This is a genomic window from Microbacterium sp. 1154, from assembly GCF_031455375.1.
In the GTDB taxonomy this organism is placed as follows: Bacteria; Actinomycetota; Actinomycetes; order Actinomycetales; family Microbacteriaceae; genus Microbacterium.
Genome location: NZ_JAVDSN010000004.1, coordinates 59,684 through 83,479 on the forward strand (window position 1 = coordinate 59,684; position 23,796 = coordinate 83,479).

Annotated in this window: 21 protein-coding genes; all 21 read right to left on the reverse strand. The window is 70.5% G+C overall.

All coding sequences use genetic code 11. The features are described 5' to 3' along the window. Positions 1 to 12 precede the first annotated feature (12 nt). Positions 13 to 1,995 (reverse strand): primosomal protein N', encoded by a 1,983-nt coding sequence (locus tag J2X55_RS13815; RefSeq protein ID WP_309824090.1) that lies wholly within the window; start codon positions 1,993 to 1,995, stop codon positions 13 to 15. A 61-nt stretch (positions 1,996 to 2,056) separates the two neighbouring features. Next, complete coding sequence (gene metK, locus J2X55_RS13820) at positions 2,057 to 3,250, reverse strand: methionine adenosyltransferase (RefSeq protein ID WP_115918589.1); 1,194 nt, start codon at positions 3,248 to 3,250, stop codon at positions 2,057 to 2,059. 116 nt (positions 3,251 to 3,366) lie between these two features. Then, on the reverse strand, positions 3,367 to 3,621 hold the full coding sequence (gene rpoZ, locus J2X55_RS13825; protein ID WP_055837405.1) for a DNA-directed RNA polymerase subunit omega: 255 nt from the start codon (positions 3,619 to 3,621) through the stop codon (positions 3,367 to 3,369). 209 nt (positions 3,622 to 3,830) lie between these two features. Continuing rightward, positions 3,831 to 4,736, reverse strand: a complete 906-nt coding sequence (gene gmk, locus J2X55_RS13830; protein WP_309824093.1) for a guanylate kinase — start codon at positions 4,734 to 4,736, stop codon at positions 3,831 to 3,833. Beyond that, complete coding sequence (gene pyrF / locus J2X55_RS13835) at positions 4,729 to 5,589, reverse strand: orotidine-5'-phosphate decarboxylase (protein ID WP_309824094.1); 861 nt, start codon at positions 5,587 to 5,589, stop codon at positions 4,729 to 4,731. Before pyrF ends, gmk begins: the two co-directional genes overlap by 8 nt. After that, positions 5,586 to 8,873, reverse strand: coding sequence for a carbamoyl-phosphate synthase large subunit (gene carB, locus J2X55_RS13840; protein ID WP_309824095.1), 3,288 nt, complete (start codon positions 8,871 to 8,873; stop codon positions 5,586 to 5,588). The genes pyrF and carB overlap by 4 nt, the downstream gene beginning before the upstream one ends. Continuing rightward, complete coding sequence (gene carA, locus J2X55_RS13845; RefSeq protein ID WP_309824096.1) at positions 8,866 to 10,038, reverse strand: glutamine-hydrolyzing carbamoyl-phosphate synthase small subunit; 1,173 nt, start codon at positions 10,036 to 10,038, stop codon at positions 8,866 to 8,868. The genes carB and carA overlap by 8 nt, the downstream gene beginning before the upstream one ends. Continuing rightward, the gene (locus J2X55_RS13850; protein WP_309824097.1) at positions 10,035 to 10,538 is read right to left on the reverse strand and encodes a hypothetical protein; all 504 of its coding nucleotides are present in this window, start codon (positions 10,536 to 10,538) and stop codon (positions 10,035 to 10,037) included. The genes carA and J2X55_RS13850 overlap by 4 nt, the downstream gene beginning before the upstream one ends. Beyond that, entirely contained in the window at positions 10,535 to 11,857 is a 1,323-nt protein-coding gene (locus J2X55_RS13855; protein ID WP_309824098.1) for a dihydroorotase, read from the reverse strand. The genes J2X55_RS13850 and J2X55_RS13855 overlap by 4 nt, the downstream gene beginning before the upstream one ends. Next, on the reverse strand, positions 11,854 to 12,822 hold the full coding sequence (locus J2X55_RS13860) for an aspartate carbamoyltransferase catalytic subunit (protein WP_309824101.1): 969 nt from the start codon (positions 12,820 to 12,822) through the stop codon (positions 11,854 to 11,856). The genes J2X55_RS13855 and J2X55_RS13860 overlap by 4 nt, the downstream gene beginning before the upstream one ends. After that, complete coding sequence (gene pyrR / locus J2X55_RS13865; protein ID WP_115918573.1) at positions 12,819 to 13,349, reverse strand: bifunctional pyr operon transcriptional regulator/uracil phosphoribosyltransferase PyrR; 531 nt, start codon at positions 13,347 to 13,349, stop codon at positions 12,819 to 12,821. Before pyrR ends, J2X55_RS13860 begins: the two co-directional genes overlap by 4 nt. Positions 13,350 to 13,518: 169 nt before the next feature. After that, entirely contained in the window at positions 13,519 to 13,914 is a 396-nt protein-coding gene (locus J2X55_RS13870; RefSeq protein ID WP_115918571.1) for a VOC family protein, read from the reverse strand. Between the two features lie 2 nt (positions 13,915 to 13,916). Next, complete coding sequence (locus J2X55_RS13875) at positions 13,917 to 15,500, reverse strand: MBL fold metallo-hydrolase (RefSeq protein ID WP_309824105.1); 1,584 nt, start codon at positions 15,498 to 15,500, stop codon at positions 13,917 to 13,919. A gap of 98 nt (positions 15,501 to 15,598) precedes the next feature. Further along, positions 15,599 to 18,547 carry a DEAD/DEAH box helicase gene (locus J2X55_RS13880; protein ID WP_309824107.1) on the reverse strand — a complete coding sequence of 983 codons (2,949 nt, stop codon included), beginning with the start codon at positions 18,545 to 18,547 and terminating at the stop codon, positions 15,599 to 15,601. Between the two features lie 232 nt (positions 18,548 to 18,779). Continuing rightward, on the reverse strand, positions 18,780 to 19,190 hold the full coding sequence (gene nusB, locus J2X55_RS13885) for a transcription antitermination factor NusB (protein ID WP_115918567.1): 411 nt from the start codon (positions 19,188 to 19,190) through the stop codon (positions 18,780 to 18,782). Between the two features lie 2 nt (positions 19,191 to 19,192). After that, positions 19,193 to 19,753: an elongation factor P gene (efp, locus tag J2X55_RS13890; RefSeq protein WP_056231743.1), complete on the reverse strand. Its 561-nt coding sequence runs from the start codon at positions 19,751 to 19,753 to the stop codon at positions 19,193 to 19,195. A 72-nt stretch (positions 19,754 to 19,825) separates the two neighbouring features. Continuing rightward, positions 19,826 to 20,284, reverse strand: a complete 459-nt coding sequence (gene aroQ / locus J2X55_RS13895) for a type II 3-dehydroquinate dehydratase (protein ID WP_309824110.1) — start codon at positions 20,282 to 20,284, stop codon at positions 19,826 to 19,828. 37 nt (positions 20,285 to 20,321) lie between these two features. Then, positions 20,322 to 20,858 carry a GNAT family N-acetyltransferase gene (locus tag J2X55_RS13900; protein WP_309824112.1) on the reverse strand — a complete coding sequence of 179 codons (537 nt, stop codon included), beginning with the start codon at positions 20,856 to 20,858 and terminating at the stop codon, positions 20,322 to 20,324. Between the two features lie 108 nt (positions 20,859 to 20,966). After that, positions 20,967 to 22,043, reverse strand: a complete 1,077-nt coding sequence (gene aroB, locus J2X55_RS13905; protein WP_309824114.1) for a 3-dehydroquinate synthase — start codon at positions 22,041 to 22,043, stop codon at positions 20,967 to 20,969. Next, positions 22,040 to 22,582: a shikimate kinase gene (locus J2X55_RS13910; RefSeq protein WP_309824115.1), complete on the reverse strand. Its 543-nt coding sequence runs from the start codon at positions 22,580 to 22,582 to the stop codon at positions 22,040 to 22,042. The genes aroB and J2X55_RS13910 overlap by 4 nt, the downstream gene beginning before the upstream one ends. Then, positions 22,569 to 23,795, reverse strand: coding sequence for a chorismate synthase (gene aroC / locus J2X55_RS13915; RefSeq protein WP_115918557.1), 1,227 nt, complete (start codon positions 23,793 to 23,795; stop codon positions 22,569 to 22,571). The genes J2X55_RS13910 and aroC overlap by 14 nt, the downstream gene beginning before the upstream one ends. Position 23,796: the final 1 nt, after the last annotated feature.

Sequence of the window (23,796 nt, forward strand, 5' to 3'; positions counted from 1 at the left end):
GGGAGCCGCCGCTCAGAGGTCGGGCTCGGGGATGTCGAGGCGGACTCTGAGCGTACTGCGCGGCTTCGGACCGCGATCCTTGCGCGACTTGCGCGCGCGGAGGGCGTCGGCGATGACTCCGGCGCGCAGCGCCTCGGCCACCGCGCGGCCATGGGCGTAGTCGAAGCGCACGAGGGCGCGCGACGTCGAGACGTCGGGGGCGGTGGAGGTGTCGACCGGACCGAGGATCGCGAGTGCATCGAGGTCGGGGACGCTCTCGCGCAGCGACTCGAGCAGCACGTCGACGCTCCGGGCGTGTCCGTCGACGCTCGCCACGCGCACGGCCGGCGGCATGCGCAGGGGAAGGCGGTCGAGGAGCTCGCCCCGGGCGTAGGCGGGCTGCGTCCAGGTCGCGAGGGCTCGGGCGACGGGGCCGGCGACCCCCACGAGGTGAACGGGAGCGCCCGGCGCGGCCAGGGCTGCGGCGTTCGACCACCAGCGCAGGCAGTGCTCGCCGATGCGCAGGGCTTCGTTCTGCAGCATGCGGTCGCCGTCGAGGAGGATCACGGCGCGGTACCCCCCGCGGGCGAGCGGCTCGGCACCGCGCGTGGCGATCACGAGAGCGGGGGTCGCGTCGACCTCGGCCACCGGGTGGGTGCCGTCGGCGACGATCACGCGTGTGTTCGGGAAGGCGCGACCCAGTTCGTCGGCGGTGCGCTCACTTCCGGAGGAGGCCATGCGCAGCTTCGTCGAGCCGCAGTGACCGCAGGCCCAGGCGTGGGCGCTGCGGCCGCACCAGGCGCATACGGGAGTGGCGCCCGGACGGGCCGCGCGCAGGGGGCCCGCGCAGTGCTGACAGCGCGCGGGACGCCGGCAATCGGCGCAGACGAGAGAGGGGGCGTAGCCGGGGCGGGCGACCTGCACGAGCACCGGGCCGTTCTGCAGGGCCTCGCGCGCGGCGGCGAACGCCGACGACGGGACGCGCGACTGCCGCTGCTCGCCCTCGCGTGTCGCGCTCAGCACCACGCGCGGGCTCGGCTTGCGCGTCTGCGGGATGTCGCGGACGTAGCCGACCTCGACCAGCCGTTGAACGTCGGTCGAGCGGGTGTGCCCCGCGAACAGCAGGGCCGAGCCCTCGAGCTCCTGCCGCACCAGAGCGGCGTCGCGCGCGTGGACGCCGGGGGCGAGGGGTTCGGCCAGGAGCGTGTCGCCGTCGTCCCAGATGGCCACGAGACCGGTCTGGTGCGCGGGGGCGTAGACGCCCGAGCGGCGGCCGACGACGATGCACGGTACGGGGGCGAGGGTTCGGAGGTACTGCGCGTAGCGCGCGGGACCGGACTGGTCGGAGTCGTCGCGGACGATGGCATCCGGGCTCACGAGTTCGCCCAGCGCCGCCATCAGCTGGGCCTGGTCACGGTAGTCGGGGACCACGAGCACGGCGCTGCGTCCTCTGGCGAGGGTGTGCACGGCGGCGGACGCGAGCAGGTCGGCCCAGGCGCCGCGGGGCAGTTCCGCGTGCGGCCGGGGAGGCGCGTCGACGGCGATCCGCTCCCCGGCGTCGAGAGCGGCGGCGAGGCCCTCGTAGGGTGCGAGCGTCGCGGTGGCGCGCTCGAGGGCGGCGGGCCCGACCTCGGGCGCGGTCGGCGGCGGAGCGGCGGCCCACGCTTTCTCGGCGCGCACCATCCGCTTGGGTACGGCGAGGCGCAAAACGTCGCTCACCGAGCCGGCCGCGCGATCCGCCACCCGCCGCGCGAGCGTGTACAGACGGTCGGGGAGCACCGGCATCGGTGAGACGACCGCCTCGACCGCCGACAATGGTCGCTCGGAGCCGTCGTCGGCCACCACCTCGATGACGAAGGCGTCCATCATGCGCCCGGCGGAGCGCAGCGGCACCTTCACCCGGACGCCCGGGGCCGTGTCGGCGACCAGCGGGTGCGGGACGGCGTAATCGAAGAGCCGGTCGAGCTGCGGCACGGGCGACTCGAGCTGCACGCGCGCGACACGACGCTCGCTCACGAGCTCACTCCCCGGGTGCGGCGGCGGTCGTCGGTTCCGGGGCGTACTCCCCCACGCACTCTCAGAGTCCGGCGGCGGTACGCAGCTCGTCGACGCGGTCGGTGCGCTCCCACGTGAAATCGGGCAGTTCGCGGCCGAAGTGACCGTACGTCGCGGTCTGCGCGTAGATCGGGCGCAGCAGGTCGAGCTGGTCGACGATCGCTGCCGGGCGCAGGTCGAAGACCTCGTGGATCGCCCGCACGATCGCGTCGTCGGCCACGTGCGCGGTGCCGAACGACTCCACGTACAGGCCGACGGGGTTCGCCTTGCCGATCGCGTACGCGACCTGCACCTCGAGCCGGTCGGCGAGACCCGCGGCGACCGCGTTCTTCGCGACCCAGCGCATGGCGTACGCGGCCGAACGGTCGACCTTGGACGGGTCTTTGCCGCTGAAGGCGCCGCCGCCGTGCCGCGAGGCGCCGCCGTAGGTGTCGATGATGATCTTGCGGCCCGTGAGACCCGCGTCTCCCTTGGGGCCGCCGATGACGAAGGGCCCGGCCGGGTTGATGTAGTACTTCACGTCGGGCAGCTCGAGGCCGGTCTCGGCCAGCACCGGGTCGATGACGGCGGCCTGCACCTCGGCGCGCAGATCTTCCTGCGAGATGTCGGGGTGGTGCTGCGTCGACAGCACGACGGAGTCGACCGTCCGGGGCACGAGGCCGTCGTATCCCAGGGTCACCTGCGTCTTGCCGTCGGGGCGCAGGAACGGCAGCGACCCGTCTTTGCGGACGGATGCCAGACGCTCGGCGATGCGATGAGCGGTCCAGGCGGCCATGGGCATGAGCTGCGGGGTCTCGTTGGTGGCGAAGCCGAACATGATGCCCTGATCGCCGGCGCCCTGGAGGTCGCGCGGGTCGACGGAGCCGCGCTCACGCTGCTCGAAGGCCTTGTTGACGCCCGCGGCGATGTCGGAGGACTGAGCTCCGATCGAGACCGAGACGCCGCACGAGTCGCCGTCGAAGCCGGTGTCGCTCGAGGTGTACCCGATGCGGTTGACCACGTCGCGCACGATCGCCGGGATCTCGACGTACGCGCGGGTGGACACCTCACCGGCGACATGGACGAGACCGGTCGTGACGAGCGTCTCGACAGCCACGCGACCGGTGGGGTCCTCGGTCAGGATGGCGTCGAGGATGCTGTCGGAGATCTGGTCGCAGATCTTGTCGGGGTGACCCTCGGTGACGGACTCGGACGTGAACAGGCGCAGGTCGGTCAAAACGACTCCGGAGAAGTGTGGGGCGGGGATGGGCACAAGTATGCCCCGGGCGGCGATGAGCCGCCCGGGGCATCGTCACATCTGTGAACAGATCACGAGAGTGCGCAGGCTGTGGATTACTCCGCAGCGCGCAGGCGCAGCTTGTCTTCGTGGATTTCGTGCAGCGCGATCGTGAGGGGCTTGTCTTCGACGGTGGAGTCGACCAGGGGTCCCACGTTGTCGAAGAGGTTTCCCTCGTGCAGGTCGGAGTAGTAGTCGTTGATCTGACGCGCGCGCTTGGACGCGTAGATGACGAGCTGGTACTTCGAGTCGACCTTGTCGAGCAGAGCGTCGATGGGCGGGTCGATGATGCCCTTGTCACGTCCGGCCATGGGGAACCTCCTGGTTCGGCGGGATGGGGTGGATGCGGCGCCGGGAGCGCCGAAGCATCCTCTTATTCTAGCCGACGCCGGCCCGGGCTGTGCCGAGGCTCGTCGGCTGGGTTCCCCTCCCCTCGGTTCGGGGCGCGTTCGTCCGTTCGGGGCGCGGAATGACGCGCCCCATACGCCGGATCGCGCCCCGAACGGGGAGGGACCGGGGCTCAGCGCTGCGCGGCGGCCAGGGCGACGACCTCGGCGGCGGCCGAGGCGACGTCCTCGTTCACGACGCGGTAGTCGAACTCGTTCTGCGCCGCGAGCTCGACGCGCGCGGTGCGCAGGCGTCGGGCGCGCTCCTCGGCATCCTCGGTCCCCCGGCCGACCAGGCGCTGCACGAGCTCGTCCCAGCTCGGCGGGAGCAGGAACACGAGGGTCGCCGAGGGATCGGCCGCGCGCACCTGACGGGCGCCCTGCAGGTCGATCTCGAGCAGGGCCGTACCCCCCTCGGCGAGGACGCGCTCGATGGGAGCGCGCGGAGTGCCGTAGCGGTTCTTGTTGTGCACCACCGCCCACTCCAGCAACTCCCCCGAGGCGACCAGACGGTCGAACTCGGCGTCGTCGACGAAGTAGTAGTGCTCCCCCTCGACCTCGCCCGGGCGCGGGACGCGGGTGGTGGCCGAGACCGAGAGGTGGATCTCGGGATAGTTCTGCTTGATGTGCGCGGCGACCGTGCCCTTGCCGACCGCGGTGGGCCCGGCGAGCACGATCAGGCGGCTGCGCCCTTCGCGCGGGCCGGGCTCGGGCCAGCGCGTGTCGAGATACTGCCGCAGGGCGTTGCGCTGCCGCGTGCCGAGCCCGCCGAGGCGCTTGACCGGGGAGATCGAGAGCGACGCGAGGATGCGATCGCGCTTGCTTTCGCCGACCGCGGGGATCGCCGTCAAGAACTCGGTCACGCGCATCGCGCCGGCCGCGGAGAGCGGGTCGGCGAGCCCGCGGCGCAGCAGCTCCTGGGGCGAGATGACACGGGTCGACACGTCGCGCTTGAGCGCGGCGCGCTCGCGGCGGGCCTCGACGGCACGGCGCGAGGCGGCGGCACGGTCGACCTCGGGTGGGCGACGGGTTTCAGCCATGCAGGGACTCCCGGTAGAGCGCGGCGCGCTCGTCGATGCGGGCGGCGAGACGGTCGGGTCCGACCGCGAGAATGCTTCGGCTCTCGTTGGCCACGACAGCCTTCGCGACGTAACCGAAGAGGCGGCGCAGATCGGTCGGGGCCGCTCCCTGCGCACCGAAACCGGGGGCGAGGATCGGCATGCCCGCCAGAGCCACATCCCCCAGGCCGAAGGCCGACCGGTCCACCGTGGCGCCGACGACGACACCCACGGGACCGAGGGCCCCGGGCGCGCCGATGTTGGCCTCGTTGACATCGTGCGCGACGCGCGCGGCGACGTGTTCGTGGTCGCCCACGGCCTGGGCGTCGTCGACGATCGCGCTCTGCAGGGCACGGGCTTCGGGGTTGCTCGTCGCGGTCAGCACGAACGCCCCCTTCCCGTGATGGACGGCGAGCGACAGCGTGTCGCGCAGCGAGTCGGCACCCATGTACGGCGAGAGGGTCACGGCATCCGCCTCGAGAGGAGAACCGGGCGCGAGCCACGCGTGGGCGTAGCCCTCCATGGTCGTCCCGATGTCGCCGCGCTTCGCGTCCGCGATCACGATCAGCCCCGCATCGCGCGCAGCGGCCATGACGTCCTCGAGGGCGGCGAATCCGCGCGAGCCGTAGCGCTCGTAGAACGCCACCTGCGGTTTGACGACGCCGACCCGGCCGCGGGCGGCCTCGACCACCCGCAGGCCGAAATCGCGCGCGCCGTCGGCCGTGGCATCCAGCCCCCACGCCGACAGCAGAGCGGCGTGGGGGTCGATGCCGACGCACAGGGCGCCGTGCAGGTCGAGGGCGGCGCTGAGCCGCTGTCCGAAGGTGTCGCTCACAGACGTCCCGCGCGATCCACGGCGTACTCCTGGAGGCTGCGCACTCCGAAGCCGTCCTTCATCGCCCCGAGAGCGCTCACCGCGGCGCCGAGGACGGCCATGGTGGTGAAGAGGGCCTTGTCGGCGGCGACCGCCGCCGCGCGGATCTCGTATCCGTCGGCACGAGCGGTGCCGCCGGAGGGAGTGTTGACGATCATGTCGATCTCGCCCGCGTTGATGAGGTCGACCACGTTCTGCTGATCGGACCCCTGCGTCTCGGAGTACTTCTCGACGACCTTCACCCGGATGCCGTTGCGCGCCAGGATCTCCGCGGTGCCCTCGGTGGCCATGAGCTCGAAGCCGAGCTCCTGCAGCCGGTGGGCGGGCAGGATGACGGCGCGCTTGTCGGCATCGGCGACCGAGATGAAGACGGTACCGGAGGTCGGCATCCCGCCGTATGCGGCTTCCTGCGACTTCGCGAACGCCGTCGGGAAGTCGCGGTCGATGCCCATGACCTCACCGGTCGAGCGCATCTCGGGGCCGAGGACCGAGTCGACCGTGTGACCGTCGGCGGTGCGGAACCGCTTGAACGGCAGCACGGCCTCCTTCACGGCGACGGGGGCGTCGAGCGGCACGCGCGAGCCGTCCTGCTCGGGGAGCAGCCCCTCGGCGATGAGCTCGGCGACGGTGTTGCCCGCCATGATGCGGCTGGCGGCCTTCGCGAGCGGGATGCCGAGGGCCTTCGACACGAAGGGTACGGTGCGGCTGGCGCGGGGGTTCGCCTCGATGACGTAGAGGACGCCCGCCGAGATCGCGAACTGCACGTTCAGCAGGCCGCGGACACCGACGCCCTTCGCGATCGCGAGGGTCGCCTCGCGGACGCGGTCGATCTCCGTGCGCCCGAGCGAGACCGGCGGGAGCGTGCACGAGGAGTCGCCGGAGTGGATGCCGGCCTCCTCGAGGTGCTCCATGACACCTCCGATGTACAGGTCGGTGCCGTCGAACAGGGCGTCGACGTCGAGCTCGATCGCGTCATCGAGGAAGCGGTCGACGAGCAGCGGGAGGCCGGGGCCGATGATGGCCTGGTCGGCGACGCGCACGAAGTAGTCGCGCAGAGCCTCGGTCGAGTACACGATCTCCATGCCGCGGCCGCCGAGCACGAAGCTCGGGCGGACGAGCACGGGGTACCCGATCTCTTCGGCCACGGTCACGGCTCCCTCGACGTCGATCGCGGTGCCGTTTCGCGGGGCGACGAGGCCGGCCTCGTCGAGCAGGCGCGAGAACAGTTCGCGCTCCTCGGCGAGGTCGATGGCCTCGGGGCTCGTGCCGAGGATCGTGTAGCCGGCGGCCTCGATGCCCTTGGCCAGGCCCAGCGGGGTCTGTCCGCCGAGCTGGCAGACGACACCGAGGATGGTGCCCGACTGGCTCTCGGCGTACAGCACCTCGAGCACGTCCTCGAGCGTCAGCGGCTCGAAGTACAGGCGATCGGAGGTGTCGTAGTCGGTCGACACGGTCTCGGGGTTGCAGTTGACCATGACCGTCTCGTACCCGGCGTCCGACAGGGCGAACGACGCGTGCACGCACGAGTAGTCGAACTCGACGCCCTGACCGATGCGGTTCGGGCCCGAGCCGATGATGACGACCTTCGTGCGATCGGACGGCGTGACCTCGGTTTCGGCGTCGTACGAGGAGTAGTGGTACGGCGTGAGCGCCGGGAACTCCCCCGCGCAGGTGTCGACGGTCTTGTACACGGGGCGCACGTCGAGCGAGTACCGGGCGCCACGGACCTCGGCCTCGTCGAGACCGCGGATCTCGGCGATCTGCGCGTCGCTGAAACCGTGCTCCTTCGCGATGCGGAGGGTCTCGGCATCCAGCTCGGAAGCCTCGCCGATGAAGGCGGCGACTTCGTTGATGAGCACCATCTGATCGATGAACCACGGGTCGATGGCCGTGGCGTCGAAGGCCTGCTCGGGCGTCGCGCCCTTGCGCAGCGCCTGCTGCAGCACGACGATGCGGCCGTCGGTCGGGGTCTTCGCGATCTCGAGCAGCTCGTCCACGGAGCGCGACTCCTCGCCCCAGTGGAAGCTCGACCCGCGCTTCTCGAGCGAACGGAGCGCCTTCTGCAGGGCGGTGGTGTAGTTGCGGCCGATCGCCATGGCCTCGCCCACCGACTTCATGGTGGTGGTCAGGGTGGTGTCGGCGGCGGGGAACTTCTCGAAGTTGAACCGCGGCACCTTGACGACGACGTAGTCGAGCGTGGGCTCGAAGCTCGCCGGAGTCACCTTGGTGATGTCGTTGGGGATCTCGTCGAGCCGGTAGCCGATGGCGAGCTTCGCGGCGATCTTGGCGATCGGGAAGCCGGTGGCCTTCGACGCCAGGGCCGACGAGCGCGAAACGCGCGGGTTCATTTCGATGACGATGATGCGCCCGGTCGCGGGGTCGACCGCGAACTGGATGTTGCAGCCACCGGTGTCGACGCCGACGGCGCGGATGATGTCGATGCCGATGTCGCGCAGCCGCTGGTACTCGCGGTCGGTGAGGGTGAGGGCGGGAGCCACGGTGATCGAGTCGCCGGTGTGCACGCCGACGGGGTCGACGTTCTCGATCGAGCAGACGACCACCGTGTTGTCGGCGGTGTCGCGCATGAGCTCGAGCTCGTACTCCTTCCACCCGAGGATCGACTCCTCGAGCAGCACCTCGTTGGTGGGCGAGTCGTGCAGGCCCGCGCCGCCGATGCGTCGCAGGTCGGCCTCGTCGTACGCGAAGCCCGATCCGAGGCCGCCCATCGTGAACGAGGGGCGGACGACGAGCGGGTACCCGAGCTTCTCGGCTCCGGCGAGCAGTTCGTCCATCGAGTGACAGATGACGGATGCCGCGACGTCGGCGCCCGCCTCGATGACGAGCTCCTTGAAGATCTGGCGGTCCTCACCGCGGTTGATCGCGTCGAAGTCCGCGCCGATGAGCTCGACGTCGTACTTCTCGAGGATGCCGCGCTTGTGCAGCTGGATCGCCGCGTTCAGCGCCGTCTGGCCGCCGAGCGTGGGGAGCACGGCGTCGGGCTTCTCTTTCGCGATGATCGACTCGATCACCTCGGGGGTGATGGGCTCGATGTAGGTCGCGTCCGCGAAGTCGGGGTCGGTCATGATCGTCGCGGGGTTGGAGTTGACGAGGATGACGCGCACCCCCTCTTCGCGAAGGACGCGGCAGGCCTGGGTGCCGGAGTAGTCGAACTCGCAGGCCTGACCGATCACGATCGGGCCGGAGCCGATGACGAGGACGGAGTTGATGTCGTCGCGCTTAGGCATTGGTCTTGGTCTCCTGGTTCGCGATCACCATGTCGCGGAAGCGGTCGAACAGGTAGTTGGCGTCGTGGGGGCCCGAGGCGGCCTCGGGGTGGTACTGGACGCTGAAGGCGGGGATGTCGAGGGCGCGCAGTCCCTCGACGACGTTGTCGTTGAGGCCGATGTGGCTCACCTCGACGCGGCCGAAGCCGTTCGGGCTGTCGACGACCTGATCGAGCGGGGCGTCGACGGCGAAGCCGTGGTTCTGGGAGGTGATCTCGACGCGGCCGGTGGTCTTGTCGAGCACCGGCTGGTTGATGCCGCGGTGTCCGAACGGCAGCTTGTACGTGCCGAAGCCGAGGGCGCGCCCCAGCAGCTGATTGCCGAAGCAGATGCCGAAGAACGGCAGGCCGTCGCCGAGGACGGCGCGGAGCAGCTCGACGTGTTGGTCGGATGCCGCGGGGTCGCCGGGACCGTTCGAGTAGAAGGCCGCGACCGGCTCGATCGCGCGGATGTCGTCGATCGTGGCGGACTGCGGGAAGACGTGCACGTCGAAGCCGCGGGCCGCGAGGTTCACGATCGTGGACTGCTTGACGCCCAGGTCGAGGACGGCGAGGTTGCCGATCCGTTCCGCGGTGGCGGGCGTGACCTCGACCTCGGTGACCGAGACCTCGGCCGACAGGTTGCGGCCCGCCATGCCCGGGGCCTCGCGCACGCGGCGCAGCTGCTCCTCGGCATCCAGGTTCGCGGCCTCCCCCGAGAAGACGCCGCCGCGCATGCTGCCCGAGGAGCGGATGCGGCGGGTCACCGCGCGGGTGTCGATGCCCGAGATGCCGACGATCCCGTCTTCCACTAGGGCGTCGTCGAGCGAACGGTCGGCACGCCAGTTCGACACCATGCGCGAGGGATCGCGCACGACGTAGCCGGCGACCCAGATGCGCCGCGACTCGGGGTCCTCCTCGTTGACACCGGTGTTGCCGATGTGGGGGGCGGTCTGCAGCACGATCTGTCCGGCGTAGGAGGGGTCGGTGATCGTCTCCTGGTACCCGGTCATGCCGGTGGCGAAGACGACCTCGCCGAGGGTCTCTCCGCGCGCGCCGTAGGCACGGCCGGTGTAGCGGGTACCGTCTTCGAGGACGAGGACGGCGGGGTCTCGCGTGAGGCGCGAGGAACTGATCAGGGCGGTCATGCGTCGCTTCCTGTCGTGGTGATGAGGGGACGGACGGCGTCGGCGAGGGCTTTCGCCGAGGCGTCCTGGGGTCGGAGGTAGGTGTCGACGACCGTGTCGTCGTCGATGCGCCAGCTGATGCGCGTCAGGCCGTCGCGCTCGACCACGCGGTCGATGGCGACGGTGGCCTGGGCGGCGTCCACCAGGCGGTCGCGGGTGAGCGCGATGCGGGGCTGGCCCTGGAGGTCGAGGGCGACGCCGGCCGTGGTGACGGTGACGTCGACGCGGGAGCGGAAGCCGAGGCCCGTGATCGCGAGGCGTTCGAGCGGCTCGTCGTGTCGGGTCGTGGCGACGTAGAGCCCCGAGAACGCCGCCGTCTCGACGGCGCCTTCGGGCAGCTCCCCCACCGGGGCGGTGTAGCGCGCATCGCGCCGCGTTCGTCGGACCCACGCCCAGGCGAGCAGGGCCAGCAGCACGATGGCCACGCCGATCATGACGAGCAGGGCGCCCTCACGGCTCACGAGAGCGCTCCGGGCGCGTCGAGCACGGCGCCGTCGACGACGGTCGGGATGCCGGCGCGCACGGTCCACCGCACCTCTCCCGGCAGCTCCCGTCCGAGGTAGGGCGAGTTGGTGCTGCGACCCGCGAGGTCACCAACCGCGAAGGGACGCGACGGGCGCGGGTCGTAGAGGGTGAAGGTGGCGGGCTGTCCCTCGGCCACGGGGGTGCCGTGGCCGTCGAGGCGACCGATGCGCGCCGGCGTCGCCGACATCACACGGGCCACGTCGGCCCAGGTCATCAGGCCCGTCTCGACCATGGCCTGGTGCACGACGCGCAGGGCGCTCTCGAGGCCGACCATGCCGTTGGCTGCCGCCGCCCACTCGCAGGCCTTCGCCTCGGTCGGGTGCGGGGCGTGGTCGGTGGCGACGATGTCGATCGTGCCGTCGGCCAGACCCTCGCGCACGGCGAGGACGTCTTCTTCGCGGCGCAGCGGCGGGTTGACCTTGAAGCGCGCGTCGTAGTCACGCACGAGCTCGTCGGTCAGCAGCAGGTGGTGCGGGGTGACCTCTGCGGTGACGTTGACGCCGCGCTTCTTGGCCCAGCGGATGATGTCGACCGAGCCTGCGGTGCTGAGGTGGCACACGTGCAGGCGGGAGCCGACGTGCTCGGCCAGCAGCACGTCGCGGGCGATGATCGACTCCTCGGCGACGGCGGGCCAGCCGGTGAGCCCCAGCTCGGCCGAAACGGCGCCCTCGTTCATCTGGGCGCCCTCGGTGAGCCGAGGGTCCTGCGCGTGCTGCGCGATGACCCCGTCGAACGCCTTCACGTACTCCAGGGCCCGCCGCATGATGAGCGGGTCGAAGACGCAGAAGCCGTCGTCGCTGAAGACGCGGACGCGGGCCCGGGAGTCGGCCATCGCGCCGAGCTCGGCGAGACGCTCGCCCTTCTGCCCCACGGTCACGGCGCCGATGGGCTGCACGTGCACGTAGCCGGCGGCCTCTCCGAGGGCGAGTTCCTGCTCGACCACGCCCGCGGTGTCGGCGACGGGCGAGGTGTTCGGCATGGCGAAGACGGTGGTGAACCCGCCCGCGGCGGCGGCACGGGACCCGGTGAGGATCGTCTCGGACGCCTCGTACCCGGGCTCGCGCAGGTGCACGTGCAGGTCGACCAGGCCGGGAAGGGCGACGAGCCCGTCGGCGTCGACGACCGTGGCACCCGCGTGCGACAGACCGGAACCGGTCTCGGCGACGATTCCGTCGCGGACGAGGAGGTCGGTGGCATCCTGACCCTCGATGCGCGCGCCGCGCACCAGAAGCGTCTGGGGGGTGGCGTGGCTCATCGGAGGTCCTCTTTCTCGGTGTGGGGCCGAACGCCTGCCAGCAGCAGGTACAGAACGGCCATCCGCACGGAGACACCGTTCGTGACCTGCTCGAGCACCGTCGAGCGAGGCGAATCGGCGGCTTCGGCGGAGATCTCCAGACCCCGGTTCATGGGACCGGGATGCAGGACAATGCTACCGTCCGGCAGAGCCGCCAAGCGCCGTGCATCAAGACCGTACCGGCGGGAATACTCCCGTTCAGTCGGGAAATACGCGGCGCTCATTCGTTCGAGCTGGATGCGGAGCATCATGAGGGCGTCCGGACCCGCCGCGATCGCGTGATCGAGGTCGTAATCGACCTCGACGGGCCACCCGCTGACGTCCTGCGGCACGAGCGTCGGAGGCGCGACCAGCGTGACGCGGGCGCCCAGGGTGTGCAGCAGCCAGACGTTCGAGCGCGCGACACGCGAGTGCAGCACGTCGCCGACGATCGTCACCCGGATGCCGCTGAGGTCGCGGCCGCGGCTGTCGTCGTCGAACAGGCGCTTGCGGATCGTGAATGCGTCGAGCAGGGCCTGGGTGGGGTGCTCGTGGGTGCCGTCGCCCGCGTTGACCACGCCCGCGCTGATCCAGCCCGAGGTCGCGAGGGTCCGCGGGGCACCGGACGCACCGTGGCGGATGACCACGGCATCCGCCCCCATCGCCTGGAGCGTTTGCGCCGTGTCCTGCAGCGACTCGCCCTTGCTGACGCTCGAGCCCTTCGCCGAGAAATTAATGACGTCGGCGGAGAGGCGCTTGGCGGCGGCCTCGAACGAGATCCGCGTGCGCGTGGAGTCCTCGAAGAACAGGTTGACCACGGTCTTCCCGCGGAGCGTGGGGAGTTTCTTGACCTCGCGCCGCTGGGTGTCGGCCATGTCCTCGGCGACATCGAGGATCTCGAGGGCGTCTTCTCGCGAGAGGTGCTGGGTGTCGAGGAGGTGCCTCATGACTCGATCGTCACCTCCTCGATGCCGTCGATCTCGGCGAGGCGCACGTTGACGCGCTCGTCACGGGCGCTGGGGAGGTTCTTGCCCACGAAGTCGGGGCGGATCGGCAGCTCGCGGTGACCGCGGTCGATCAGCGTCGCGAGACGCACGGCGGCGGGACGACCGATGTCCTGCAGCGCGTCGAGAGCGGCGCGGATGCTGCGGCCCGAGAACAGCACGTCGTCGATCAGCACGACGGTCTTCCCGTCGATGCCGCCGGCGGGGATCTCGGTCTTGCGCGGCGCCCGCGTGGGATTGCGGTGCAGGTCGTCGCGATACATCGTCACGTCGAGAGAGCCGACCGGGACGGGAGCGCCGCCGAACTCGCTGACGAGAGGACCGATCCGGTTCGCGAGCGTGACGCCGCGGGTCGGGATGCCGAGGAGGACGAGTCCTTCCGGTCCTTTGTTGGACTCCAGGATCTCGTGCGAAATGCGCGTCAAAGCGCGGGCGATATCGGCATCGTGCATGACGGTGCGCGTATTCATCCGCCGCTCCCTTCTCCGCCTCACGGGACGGGGTTAAAGGTTGCTGTGGTTCGTCGACGAGTCTAGCGGGTGCGTCGGCGGGGGCGCAGGGTTTCCGGCGGCGAGCGCGATGTTCCGTGTCCCGGTAACGGTGTCTCGCCGGCCGGGCCGGCCCGTCACACGCGGGGTTCTATTCGTCGTCGTCGGCGACGATCTCCGCCTTGAAGCCGGAGGAATTCTGCATCCACCCGGCATAGTGCTGCGGTCCGCCGGCGAAGGGATAGCGCTCCTGATACAGCGGCTGCCAGCCGTGCTCCGACGCCGCAGCCATGATGGCGTCGACCTGCGCACGCGAACCAGCACGGAACGCGAGATGGTTCACACCCGGGGCGCGACGGTCGTGGTCCGGGCGAGACAGGTTCGGTGACGTGGTGAGGCTGAGGTACGCGCCCCCCGCCGCCCACGACTCCCCCTCCGACCACTCGGCCGTCCGCTCGAAGCCGAGCTGCGTCAGCAGCCACCCCCACTCCGTGCGCGCCACGCCCGGGTCCGCGACCCACACTTCAACGTGGTGGAAACCGGGCACGTTCAGCCCGCAGTCACTTCGGCGGCGGCCCGCTCGGCGGCGGCACGCTCACCGCTGGGCGTGGAACGGATCGGGTGTCCCGTCGTGGTCAGGCAGCGACCGCTGGCCAGATCCCACTTCCAGTCGTGCAGCGAGCACGTCAGCACGCCGTTCTCGATCTTGCCGGTCTTGGTGAGGTCCGCACGCAGGTGCGGGCAGCGACGCTGAACGGTCCAGCCGTCGATCTCGGCATCCTCGGTCTGATCCGACTGCTCGGCGTACCAGTTCTCGACGTACTCGATGCGGTCGCGCGAGAGGCACTTCAGGAACGTGGTGAGGAACTCGTTGAACTTGCCCGAACGACCCACCTCGAACTGCATGGACAGGAAGATCGAGTTCGACCAGTCGATCTCGTGGTCGCGGATGTTCGTCGACACGAGGTCGGCGGGCACCGTGTACCAGTAGATGCACTCCTCGCCCGCGTACTCGCGGACCTTCGCCTTGGGGAAGTCCACGACCATGTCGAGCTCGCCGATGCGGAAGCGCACCATGCCGCCGACGCCGTTGCGAATGGTGCGGGCGCGACGCAGCAGCGGCTCCCACCACTCCTTGATCGCCGCGAGCATCTCGGCCGGCGGCAGCACCTCCGCGCGGGTGGCCTCTTCGGCCTGTACCTCGGCCTGGCGGCTGTCGCGCTGCTCGGCCAGGTAGTTCCACTTGTCGCCGAAGACACGCTCGATCTCGGCATCCGTGTACAGCGTCTGGGTGACCGTGACGTCCGACCCCTGCACCTCGACCTCGGTCCCCGGGAGGAACAGGTAGCCCTTCTGGTCGGGGCGCTGCTCCTTCATGTGCGCGAGGAACTCCCGCTGGTCGGTGAAGATCGAGTCGTTCTCAAGGCCCGTTCCGTTGTAGCGGAACAGCTCCTCGCGCAGGAACATCGGCGGACCGGCCATCGGGAACACGTGCTCGGCGTCGACCTTCTCGATGTAGTACATCGCGCGCTTGTTCTGCGCGTCGCGCTTGAGCTGCGCGAAGTTCTGCTTCGCGTCCTGGGGCAGGTCGTAGACCATGGGCCACCAGATCGCACCGGAGACCTGGGTGAAGTACGCGTCGGGCTTGCCGAAGTCGAAGAGCTTCTCGAGATCGAGCGGGTGCGAGTCGTTCTGGTTGAGGATCGACGCGGTGCCGTCATCGAGCGACAGGGACGAGTCGCCGATCGGACCGTCGGAGGGGGCGCGCAACGGCGTCACCATGAGCTTCAGCTCGCCGAACTGCAGGGGCACGCCGGCCTCGGTGCGGATGAGGTTCGTGTAGCCGAGCGCGATGAGATCCTGCTCGAGGTCATCGGTCGGGTACTCGGGCAGGAGGACCTTGATGTCCTTCGACACGTACCGCTCCAGCATCGCCGGATCGAAGTGATCGCGGTGGCGGTGCGAGATGTACAGGAAGTCCGCCTTGCCGAAACGCTCCCAGTCGAGGGCGCGGTTGTCGGGGAAGGGGAACCACGAACCGAAGAAGCTCGGGCCGATGACGGGGTCGCAGATGATGCTGCCGCCGCGCGTCTCGATGAACATTCCCGCGTGGCCGAGGCCGGTGATCTTCATGCCGCTCCTGTGTCGTTGGCGAACCAGAAGAGTCTACGCGGGGGCGGCTGAACGGGTTCGGGGAGAGCGGGCGGGTCGGCGAAGTCCCGCCTCGGCGCTCACGGCCCCAGCAGCCCCCGGATGTCGTCGGCGTCCAACGACGCCGCGAACGCATCGTCGTCGTCGATCACCGCATCGAACAGCGCAGCCTTGCGCTGCTGCAGGGCTCGCACCTTCTCTTCCACCGTGCCCGCGGCGATCAGCCGGTAGACGAACACGCTCTGGGTCTGCCCGATGCGGTGCGCACGGTCGATGGCCTGCGACTCCGCGGCGGGGTTCCACCAGGGGTCGAGAACGAACACGTATTCCGCCTCGGTGAGAGTCAGCCCGAACCCGCCCGCCTTGAGGCTGATCAGGAACACCGGGGCGTCTCCCCCGCGGAACCCGTCGATCACTTCCCCGCGCCGAGCGGTGGAGCCGTCGAGGTGCGCGTACGACAAGCCCGCGGCATCCAACCTCTCGGCGGCGAGGTCGAGGAACGACGTGAACTGACTGAACACCAACGCGCGGTGCCCCTCGGCGGCCACCTCGACGAGACGCTCGAGCAGCACATCGAGCTTCGCCGACCCGAGGTGCGCGTCGCGTTCGTCGACGAGCCCCGGCGCCAGCGCGAGCATGCGCAGCAGGGTCAGGGACCGGAACACGATGAAGCGCTGCCGATCCAGGTCGTCGAGAAGACCCAGCACCTTCTGCCGCTCGCGCTGCAGCACGCGGTCGTAGAGCTCCTGATGGGCGGGGCCGAGGGGCACGGCGATCTCCTGCTCCTGCTTGGGAGGGAGATCGGATGCCACCACGTCCTTCGTCCGGCGGAGCAGGAACGGCCGCACCCGCCGACGCAGGCGTTCGAGCGTCTTCTCGCGGTGCGCGCTCGCCGCCGCGGCCGAGATGGCGGTCGGGGCGTCCGTGGGGAGCTGTTCGATCGCCCGCGTGTAGTCCTCGCGGAACTGACGGATCGAGGGGAACAGCCCCGGGGCGGTGAGAGCCAGCAGGGCCCAGAGGTCGTCGAGACCGTTCTCGATCGGTGTGCCCGTCGCGGCGAACACCGCGTCGGCGGTGAGAGAGGCGATCGCCCGGTGGATCCGCGTCGCGGGGTTCTTCACGAACTGCGCCTCGTCGAGCACGACGCCCGCCCAGTGCGGCACGCCGAACTCTTCGGCATCCGTCCGCACGACCCCGTAGGGGGCGACCACGATGTCGACTCCCGCGGCGATCTCGGCGATCGTCTGCGCGCGGCGCACCGAGGTGGCTTCGACGAGGGCGACCCGCAGGTCGGGAGCGAAACGTGCCGCCTCGTCGCGCCAGGTGGGCAGCACCGACGTGGGGGCGACCACGAGCCAAGGACGGCTCTCGCCGAGAGCGCGCGTGTGCGCAACCAGGGCGAGCAGCTGCAGCGTCTTGCCGAGACCCATGTCGTCGGCCAGGATCCCGCCCAGCCGGTGCGCGTGCAGAAGGGCGAGCCACGACAGCCCCTCGCGCTGATACGGTCGCAGCTCGGCACGGAACCCGCGGGGCGTCGGCACCACCGGCACCTCGGTGACGTCGTGCAGAGCCCGCGCCAGTGCACGCCATTCGACGGCGGCCTCGGACTGATCGGCGAGGTCCTCGAACTCCGCCCAGAGCGCCAGATGGGTCCGAGGCAGACGCGGCCCGGTCTCCCACTCGTCGAGAGACGCAGCCTCTTCCAGCAGCTCCCGCAGACGCTGCAGCGCGGGGTGCGCGAGAGAGAACCAGGCGCCATCCGAGAGCTTGATGCGCGTCCGCCCCCGCGACAGGGCCGAGAACAGCATCCCGAACGGGATCATCCGCCCCTCGATGGTCACGACGATCCCCAGGTCGAACCAGTCCCGGTCGAGGGACTCCACCGCCGTGATGCGCAGCGACGGGTCTCCCCGCAGCTCGCGGAACGTCGGCGCCGTCCCCGTCGTCACCACGCGTACCTCATCGAGCACGTCCACGGCGGGAAGCACCCGCGTCGCGAACACCGCGGCATCGGCGTCGCGTAGGATCGCGCTCGCCGCGATCGGTAGATCGCATGCCGATGTCCACGCGGTCTCGAATCGCTCCCCGATCTGCGTCTCGGCGCGCTCGTCCCGCTCCGGATCGTCGCCGCCCGAGCCGTAGACGACGCGGTGGCCACCCGGATACGCCCAGGTGAGGCGGTACGTCACGACGTCGTCCTCGTAGCCGACCGCCACCTCGAGGGTGGGGCGGGCGGGCGGCGGCGCGGGGACCCCCGCTCCCACGGACAGGGGCGCGCGCCGCGCGAGCCGGGGGTACGCCTCCGCCACGAACTCCGCGGCGTCCGACGGGGGCACATGCACCGGGGCCCTGCCCAGGAGCGACGGCAGCGGCTCGGGCAGGTCGACCGCCGCGAGCACGATCGGTACCGGGTCGACGTCGAGGTCATAGGCGAACAGCCCCGAGCCGCCCATCGCGCGGGCGTGCGCGGCATCCGTCATGCGCCCGTCGAGCTCGAGGGCCGCCGATACGCGAAGTGCTCCCCCGCCGACCGCGTCGAGGGCCACCCGGGCCGTGGCATCACGCGCGAGTCGCACCTGTTGCTGCGCGTGCATCGGAACGAGAGGGATGCCGAGCCCTTCGGCGGCGGCGAGGTGCGGCCACAGCAGCGGCGAGTCGACGGTGTCGAGAGCCACGGTGTCTCCGGAGGGAGCGAAGGGACCCGCCGTGCGCAGGGCCTGCGCGAGGGCGTGGAGCTCGGCGAACCACCGGACGTGCGCGGGGTCGAACCGGCCGGAGGAACGCCTCACGGCATCCCACGTGACATTGGCGCGGATCCAGGCGTCACGCACGCCGCGCACGAGGGGGCGGGCGGCGAGTTGCAGGTCGTCCTGCCGCTTCGCGAGCGACCGCGGGGTCACCGGCACGACGGCGCGGGCACCCCAGCGGGACGGGTCGTACGCCTCGCGCTGGCGCAGTTCGACGCCGAGGGCGAGCGGCTCGTACGCGGCCGGCTCGCCCGCGGGGACGAGGTCGCGCCACGAGGTCACGGTGCGATCCTCCCCCGGACTCCCGACATCGCCGCTCCCCCGGCACTCGAGCATGCATAAACGCGATCCGCGCTCGTAAACGCGCTCTCCACGCGTTTACGGGCGCGAGAAGCGTTTATGCGTGAGGGGTCGGCCGGTGGGACCGTCGACGCCCCTCGGCACCGGGAGCGGAAACGACGCGACGCGACCGCCGACGGGAAGTCGGGGCCGCGTCGGGGCACGTCGGAAGGGATCAGGACGAACGCGCGATCCGCGCCAGCACGCCGTGCACGAACGATCCGGAATCGTCCGTCGAGAACTCCTTGGCGAGCTCCACGGCCTCGTCGATCGCGACGGCGGTGGGAACCTCGTCGTTGTACAGGATCTCCCACGCGCCCATGCGCAGCAGCGCACGGTCCACGGCGGGCATACGCTGCAGCGACCAGTCCTTGGCGAACGTGGTGATCTGCTCGTCGATCGCGTCGCGGTTGTCGATCACGCCGTCGACGATGTCGCGGGCGTAGAGCCAGGATGCCTCGCGGGCGGGCTCGTTCGCCGCGCGCTTGGCCTCGGTGGCCAGCATGATCGACAGTTCTTCGCCGCGGACGTCGGCCTGGAAGAGGATGTCGAGGGCGCGCTTGCGCGCTTTCGTACGGGCGCTCAAGGTCAGCTGATGCGGCCGAGGTACTCGCCGGTGCGAGTGTCGACCTTGATCTTGGTGCCGGTCTCGAGGAACAGGGGAACCTGCATCTCGTAGCCGGTCTCGACGGTGGCGGGCTTGGTGCCGGCCGAGGAGCGGTCGCCCTGCAGGCCGGGCTCGGTGTACGTCACCTCGAGGATGACGGACGGCGGCATCTCGACGTAGAGCGGGTTGCCGTTGTTGAGCGCGATCTGCACCTGCTGGTTCTCGAGCAGGAAGTTGGCGGCATCGCCGACGGTGGCGGCACCGACCGTGATCTGGTCGTAGTCGGCGACGTCCATGAACACGAAGCCGTCGCCGTCGTTGTACAGGTACGTGAAGTCGCGGCGGTCGACGTTCTCGGTTTCGATCTTGGCGCCGGCGTTGAAGGTCTTGTCGACGACCTTGCCGCTCATGACGTTCTTCAGCTTCGTGCGGACGAACGCGCCGCCCTTTCCGGGCTTGACGTGCTGGAACTCCACGACGCTCCAGAGCTGACCGTCGATGTTCAGGACGACGCCGTTCTTGATGTCTGCAGTGGATGCCATGAGTGCCGATATTCCGTTTCGTGAGTCGAAGTGGGCGAGAGCCCGACGTCAGAGTCTACGCGATCCCCGCCGTCAGCCGTCGGCGCGCCCCGAGAGGACCTCGACGAGCAGGTCGACGGCGCGGGCGTAGCCGGGCACTCCCTCGCCGATGACGTGCACCACGGCGACGTCTTCGATGTACGAGAAGTGCCGGAAGGACTCGCGTTCCTTGATGTTCGAGATGTGCACCTCGGCGACGGGGAGCGAGACGGATGCCAGGGCATCGCGCAACGCGACGGAGGTGTGCGTCAGCCCTCCGGCGTTGATGACGATCCCGGCGCAGTCGAGTCGCGCGGCGTGGATCGCGTCGATCATCACGCCCTCGTGGTTGCTCTGGATCGCGCGCACCTCGAGACCGTGCTTCTCGGCGGCCTGGGCGGTCACACGTTCGACGTCGTCCAGTGTGTCATGGCCGTAGATCTCGGGCTGTCGGGTGCCGAGCAGGTTGAGGTTCGGTCCGTTGACGAGCAGGAGTCGGCGGGGCGTGGTCATTCCAGGCACGCTAGCAGCGCGGATGCGGGCCCCCGTGTCACAGCGCGCGGAGCGACCTGCTCATCGCGAGCTCTGCACCGATCGGCCCCGTGAAGGTCTCGCCCGTCGGCACGAACCCGGCGCGCCGATACACGGCCTGCGCGCGGAGATTGTCGACGTGCACGTCGAGCGAAAGCGTCTCGAAGCCCTGCGCGGCGCTCCAACGCGCGCAGGCGTCGAGAAGAGCGTCGATCGCCCCGCTCCCCCGCGCCTCGGGCGCGACATACACGCCGACGACGTCGGCGTGTCCCGTGCCGAGCGTTCGACCCGTATGGTCGACGTCGCCCGTGCGTCGCACCAGCACCGTGGCCGATCCGACCCACGCGTCGCCGTCTTCCGCCACGAACATCGCCGCGGCTCCACCCTCGGCGCCGCCCGCCGCCCGCTCATCCCAGAAGGCCGCGTCGCGTCCGAGCTCCTCGTCGAGCGTGGTGAGGAAGGCGATGGATGCCACCGGGTCGCTCACCGCGCGCAGTCGCAGCTCACGCACGAGACCGCCCTCGTCCGCGCGCACGCGACGCACGGTGACGCTCACGCGCGTCCCTCGCCCGCGGCTGAGCCGGAGCGCGTGGCGATGACGATGACGAGGCTCACGCGCCCGCCCCGCTCGCGCGAACGCGTCGCGAGCGGCGCACGGCGGTGCTCACGCACCGACCTCTTGGTACGCCGCGAACAGCAGCGACTCGTCGGGCGCTTGCAGCACGGTGGGGCGAGCGAGGTCGTCGAGCACGATGAAGCGCAACATGCTGCCGCGGCTCTTCTTGTCGCGCTGCATCGTGGCCTTCAGCGTCTGGAACGCCCCGGCACGATACGTCGTCGGCAGTCCCAGCGACTCCAGCACGGTGCGATGGCGCTGGGCCACGTCGTCCGAGAGGCGCCCCGCGAGTCGTGACAGCTCGGCGGCGAACACCATGCCGACCGAGATCGCTGCACCGTGACGCCAGCGGTACCGCTCGGCGTGCTCGATCGCGTGCCCGAGGGTGTGGCCGTAGTTCAGCACCTCACGAAGGCCCGCTTCGCGCAGGTCCTCGCCGACCACGCGCGCCTTCATGTCGATCGCGAGCTCGACGCAGCGGCGGAAGCCGTCTCCACGGGGATTCACGATCCCCTCCGGATCGGCCTCGATCAGATCGAGGATCTCGGGATGCCAGATGAAGCCCGCCTTGACCACTTCGGCGAACCCGGCGGTCGCTTCGTTCCTCGACAGCGTGTCGAGCAGGTCGAGGTCGCACACCACGGCGACCGGCGGCCAGAACGCGCCGACGAGGTTCTTCCCCTCGGCGGTGTTGATGCCGGTCTTGCCGCCGACAGCGGCATCCACCATCCCCAGGACGGTCGTCGGAACCTGCACGAGGGCGACGCCGCGCAGCCATGTCGCCGCCACGAAGCCGGCCAGGTCGGTCACCGCTCCCCCGCCGAAACCGACGACGACATCGGTACGGGTGAAATCGGCCTGCCCCATCACCTGCCAGCAGAACGCCGCGACTTCCACGCGCTTTCCGGCTTCGGCATCGGGGATCTCGGCGAGCAGCACCTGACGATCGCCCATGAGCTGGGCGCGCAGCTCTTCGGCCTGCTTCGCGAGCGTCGGCGGGTGGACCACCAGCACCTTCTGGGCACCCGCGGGCAGGGTCTCGCCGAGCGTGGCGAGAAGGCCCCGTCCGATGGTGATGTCGTAGCCGGGGTCTCCGGCGACGCTGATGGTGGTGGTGTCGGTCATGCCGTCTCTCCGGCCGGCACACGGCGTGCCCAGGCCACGATGTCGTCGACGACCCGCGCGAGCGGGCCCGACGAGGTGTCGAATGCGATGTCGGCGGTCTGCTCGTACACGGGCCGTCGTTCGTCGAAGATGCGCTGCCAGCGCGCGACGGGGTCTTCCCCTCCCAGCAACGGACGCTCGTCGCCGTGGATCCGGGATGCCACGACGTGCGGCGCGACGGTCAGCAGAGCGACGCGGTGCACGCGCAGGCGGTCGCGCGTCAGCGGGTCGAGCACGGCTCCCCCGCCGAGCGCCACGACGCCGCCCCGGCCCAGGGCCTCGACGACGGCCTCGCGCTCGAGCGTGCGGAAGTGCGGCTCGCCGTGGTCGGCGAACAGCGCCGGGATCGGGCCGTGGTCGCGGACGACGATCTTGTCGGTGTCGCTGAAGGGCACCCCCAGCGCCCGCGCCACCCGGCGGCCGATGCTGGTCTTGCCCGCTCCCATCGGTCCGACGAGAACGATCGCCGCACTCGCGGTCGGCGCCTCAGGCGAGGTCATGCGCGAGGAGCGCCGCGTCGGACGCGTCGGTCGTGCGCAGCGTCTCGGGCAGGTTCGCGAGGTAGGTCTGAACGTTGCGACGGGTCTCGACGATGTTGTCGCCCCCGAACTTCTCGAGCACGGCGTCGGCGAGGGTGATGGCGACCATGGCCTCGGCCACGACGCCTGCGGCCGGAACCGCGCAGACGTCCGAACGCTGGTGGTGCGCGGCGGCGGTGTCGCCGGTCGCCACGTCGACCGTGCGGAGGGCCTTCGGGATCGTCGCGATCGGCTTCATGCCGGCGCGTACGCGCAGCACGGTCCCGGTGGACATGCCGCCCTCGGTGCCGCCCGCGCGATCCGACGACCGCGTGATGCCGTCACCGGTGGCGAACAGCTCGTCGTGCGCCTGGGAGCCGCGGCGGGTCGTGGTGAGGAAGCCGTCGCCGACCTCGACGCCCTTGATCGCCTGGATGCTCATGAGGGCCTGGGCGAGCTTGGCATCCAATCGGCGGTCCCACTGCACGTGGGAGCCGAGCCCCGGCGGAAGGCCGTAGGCGAGGACTTCGACGACACCGCCGAGGGTGTCGCCGGACTTCTTCGCGTCGTCGACCTCGGCCACCATCGCGGCACTCGTCTCGGCGTGGAAGCAGCGCAGCGGATCGGCGTCGAGACGGTCGACGTCGTCGGGGGTCGGGAACTCCGCGTCGTCGGGAACGCGCACGGGGCCGATCGAGAGCGTGTGGCTCACCAGGCGGATGCCGAGCTCGCCGAGGAACGACCGGGCGATGGCGCCCAGGGCCACGCGCGCCGCCGTCTCGCGGGCCGAGGCGCGCTCGAGGATCGGGCGGGCCTCGTCGAAACCGTACTTCTGCATGCCGACGAGGTCGGCGTGACCGGGACGCGGGCGCGTCAGGGCGGCTCCGCGGCCCCGCGAGCGGTCGGAGAGCTCGACCGGCTCGGGGCTCATGACCTCGGTCCACTTCGGCCACTCGGTGTTGCCGATGCGCAGGGCGATGGGGCTGCCGATCGTGAAGCCGTGCACGATGCCGGTCGAGAGCGACAGCTCGTCCTCTTCGAACTTCATGCGCGAACCGCGGCCGTAGCCCAGGCGACGGCGCGCCAGTTCGGCGCGGATCTGCGCCGAAGAGATGGGGACGCCGGCCGGCATCCCTTCCATGAGGGCGACCAGCTCGGGGCCGTGGGACTCGCCGGCGGTGAGAACGCGAAGCATG

What these genes read in the sequence shown, in the direction of transcription:
- J2X55_RS13910 (WP_309824115.1), bottom strand. Translation starts at nt 22,582, where the DNA reads ATGACCTCGCCTGAGGCGCCGACCGCGAGTGCGGCGATCGTTCTCGTC.
- gmk (WP_309824093.1), bottom strand. Translation starts at nt 4,736, where the DNA reads ATGGCTGAAACCCGTCGCCCACCCGAGGTCGACCGTGCCGCCGCCTCG.
- carB (WP_309824095.1), bottom strand. Translation starts at nt 8,873, where the DNA reads ATGCCTAAGCGCGACGACATCAACTCCGTCCTCGTCATCGGCTCCGGC.
- J2X55_RS13875 (WP_309824105.1), bottom strand. Translation starts at nt 15,500, where the DNA reads ATGAAGATCACCGGCCTCGGCCACGCGGGAATGTTCATCGAGACGCGC.
- aroB (WP_309824114.1), bottom strand. Translation starts at nt 22,043, where the DNA reads ATGACCGACACCACCACCATCAGCGTCGCCGGAGACCCCGGCTACGAC.
- rpoZ (WP_055837405.1), bottom strand. Translation starts at nt 3,621, where the DNA reads ATGGCCGGACGTGACAAGGGCATCATCGACCCGCCCATCGACGCTCTG.
- aroC (WP_115918557.1), bottom strand. Translation starts at nt 23,795, where the DNA reads ATGCTTCGCGTTCTCACCGCCGGCGAGTCCCACGGCCCCGAGCTGGTC.
- aroQ (WP_309824110.1), bottom strand. Translation starts at nt 20,284, where the DNA reads ATGACCACGCCCCGCCGACTCCTGCTCGTCAACGGACCGAACCTCAAC.
- carA (WP_309824096.1), bottom strand. Translation starts at nt 10,038, where the DNA reads ATGACCGCCCTGATCAGTTCCTCGCGCCTCACGCGAGACCCCGCCGTC.
- efp (WP_056231743.1), bottom strand. Translation starts at nt 19,753, where the DNA reads ATGGCATCCACTGCAGACATCAAGAACGGCGTCGTCCTGAACATCGAC.
- J2X55_RS13860 (WP_309824101.1), bottom strand. Translation starts at nt 12,822, where the DNA reads ATGAGGCACCTCCTCGACACCCAGCACCTCTCGCGAGAAGACGCCCTC.
- pyrR (WP_115918573.1), bottom strand. Translation starts at nt 13,349, where the DNA reads ATGAATACGCGCACCGTCATGCACGATGCCGATATCGCCCGCGCTTTG.
- J2X55_RS13855 (WP_309824098.1), bottom strand. Translation starts at nt 11,857, where the DNA reads ATGAGCCACGCCACCCCCCAGACGCTTCTGGTGCGCGGCGCGCGCATC.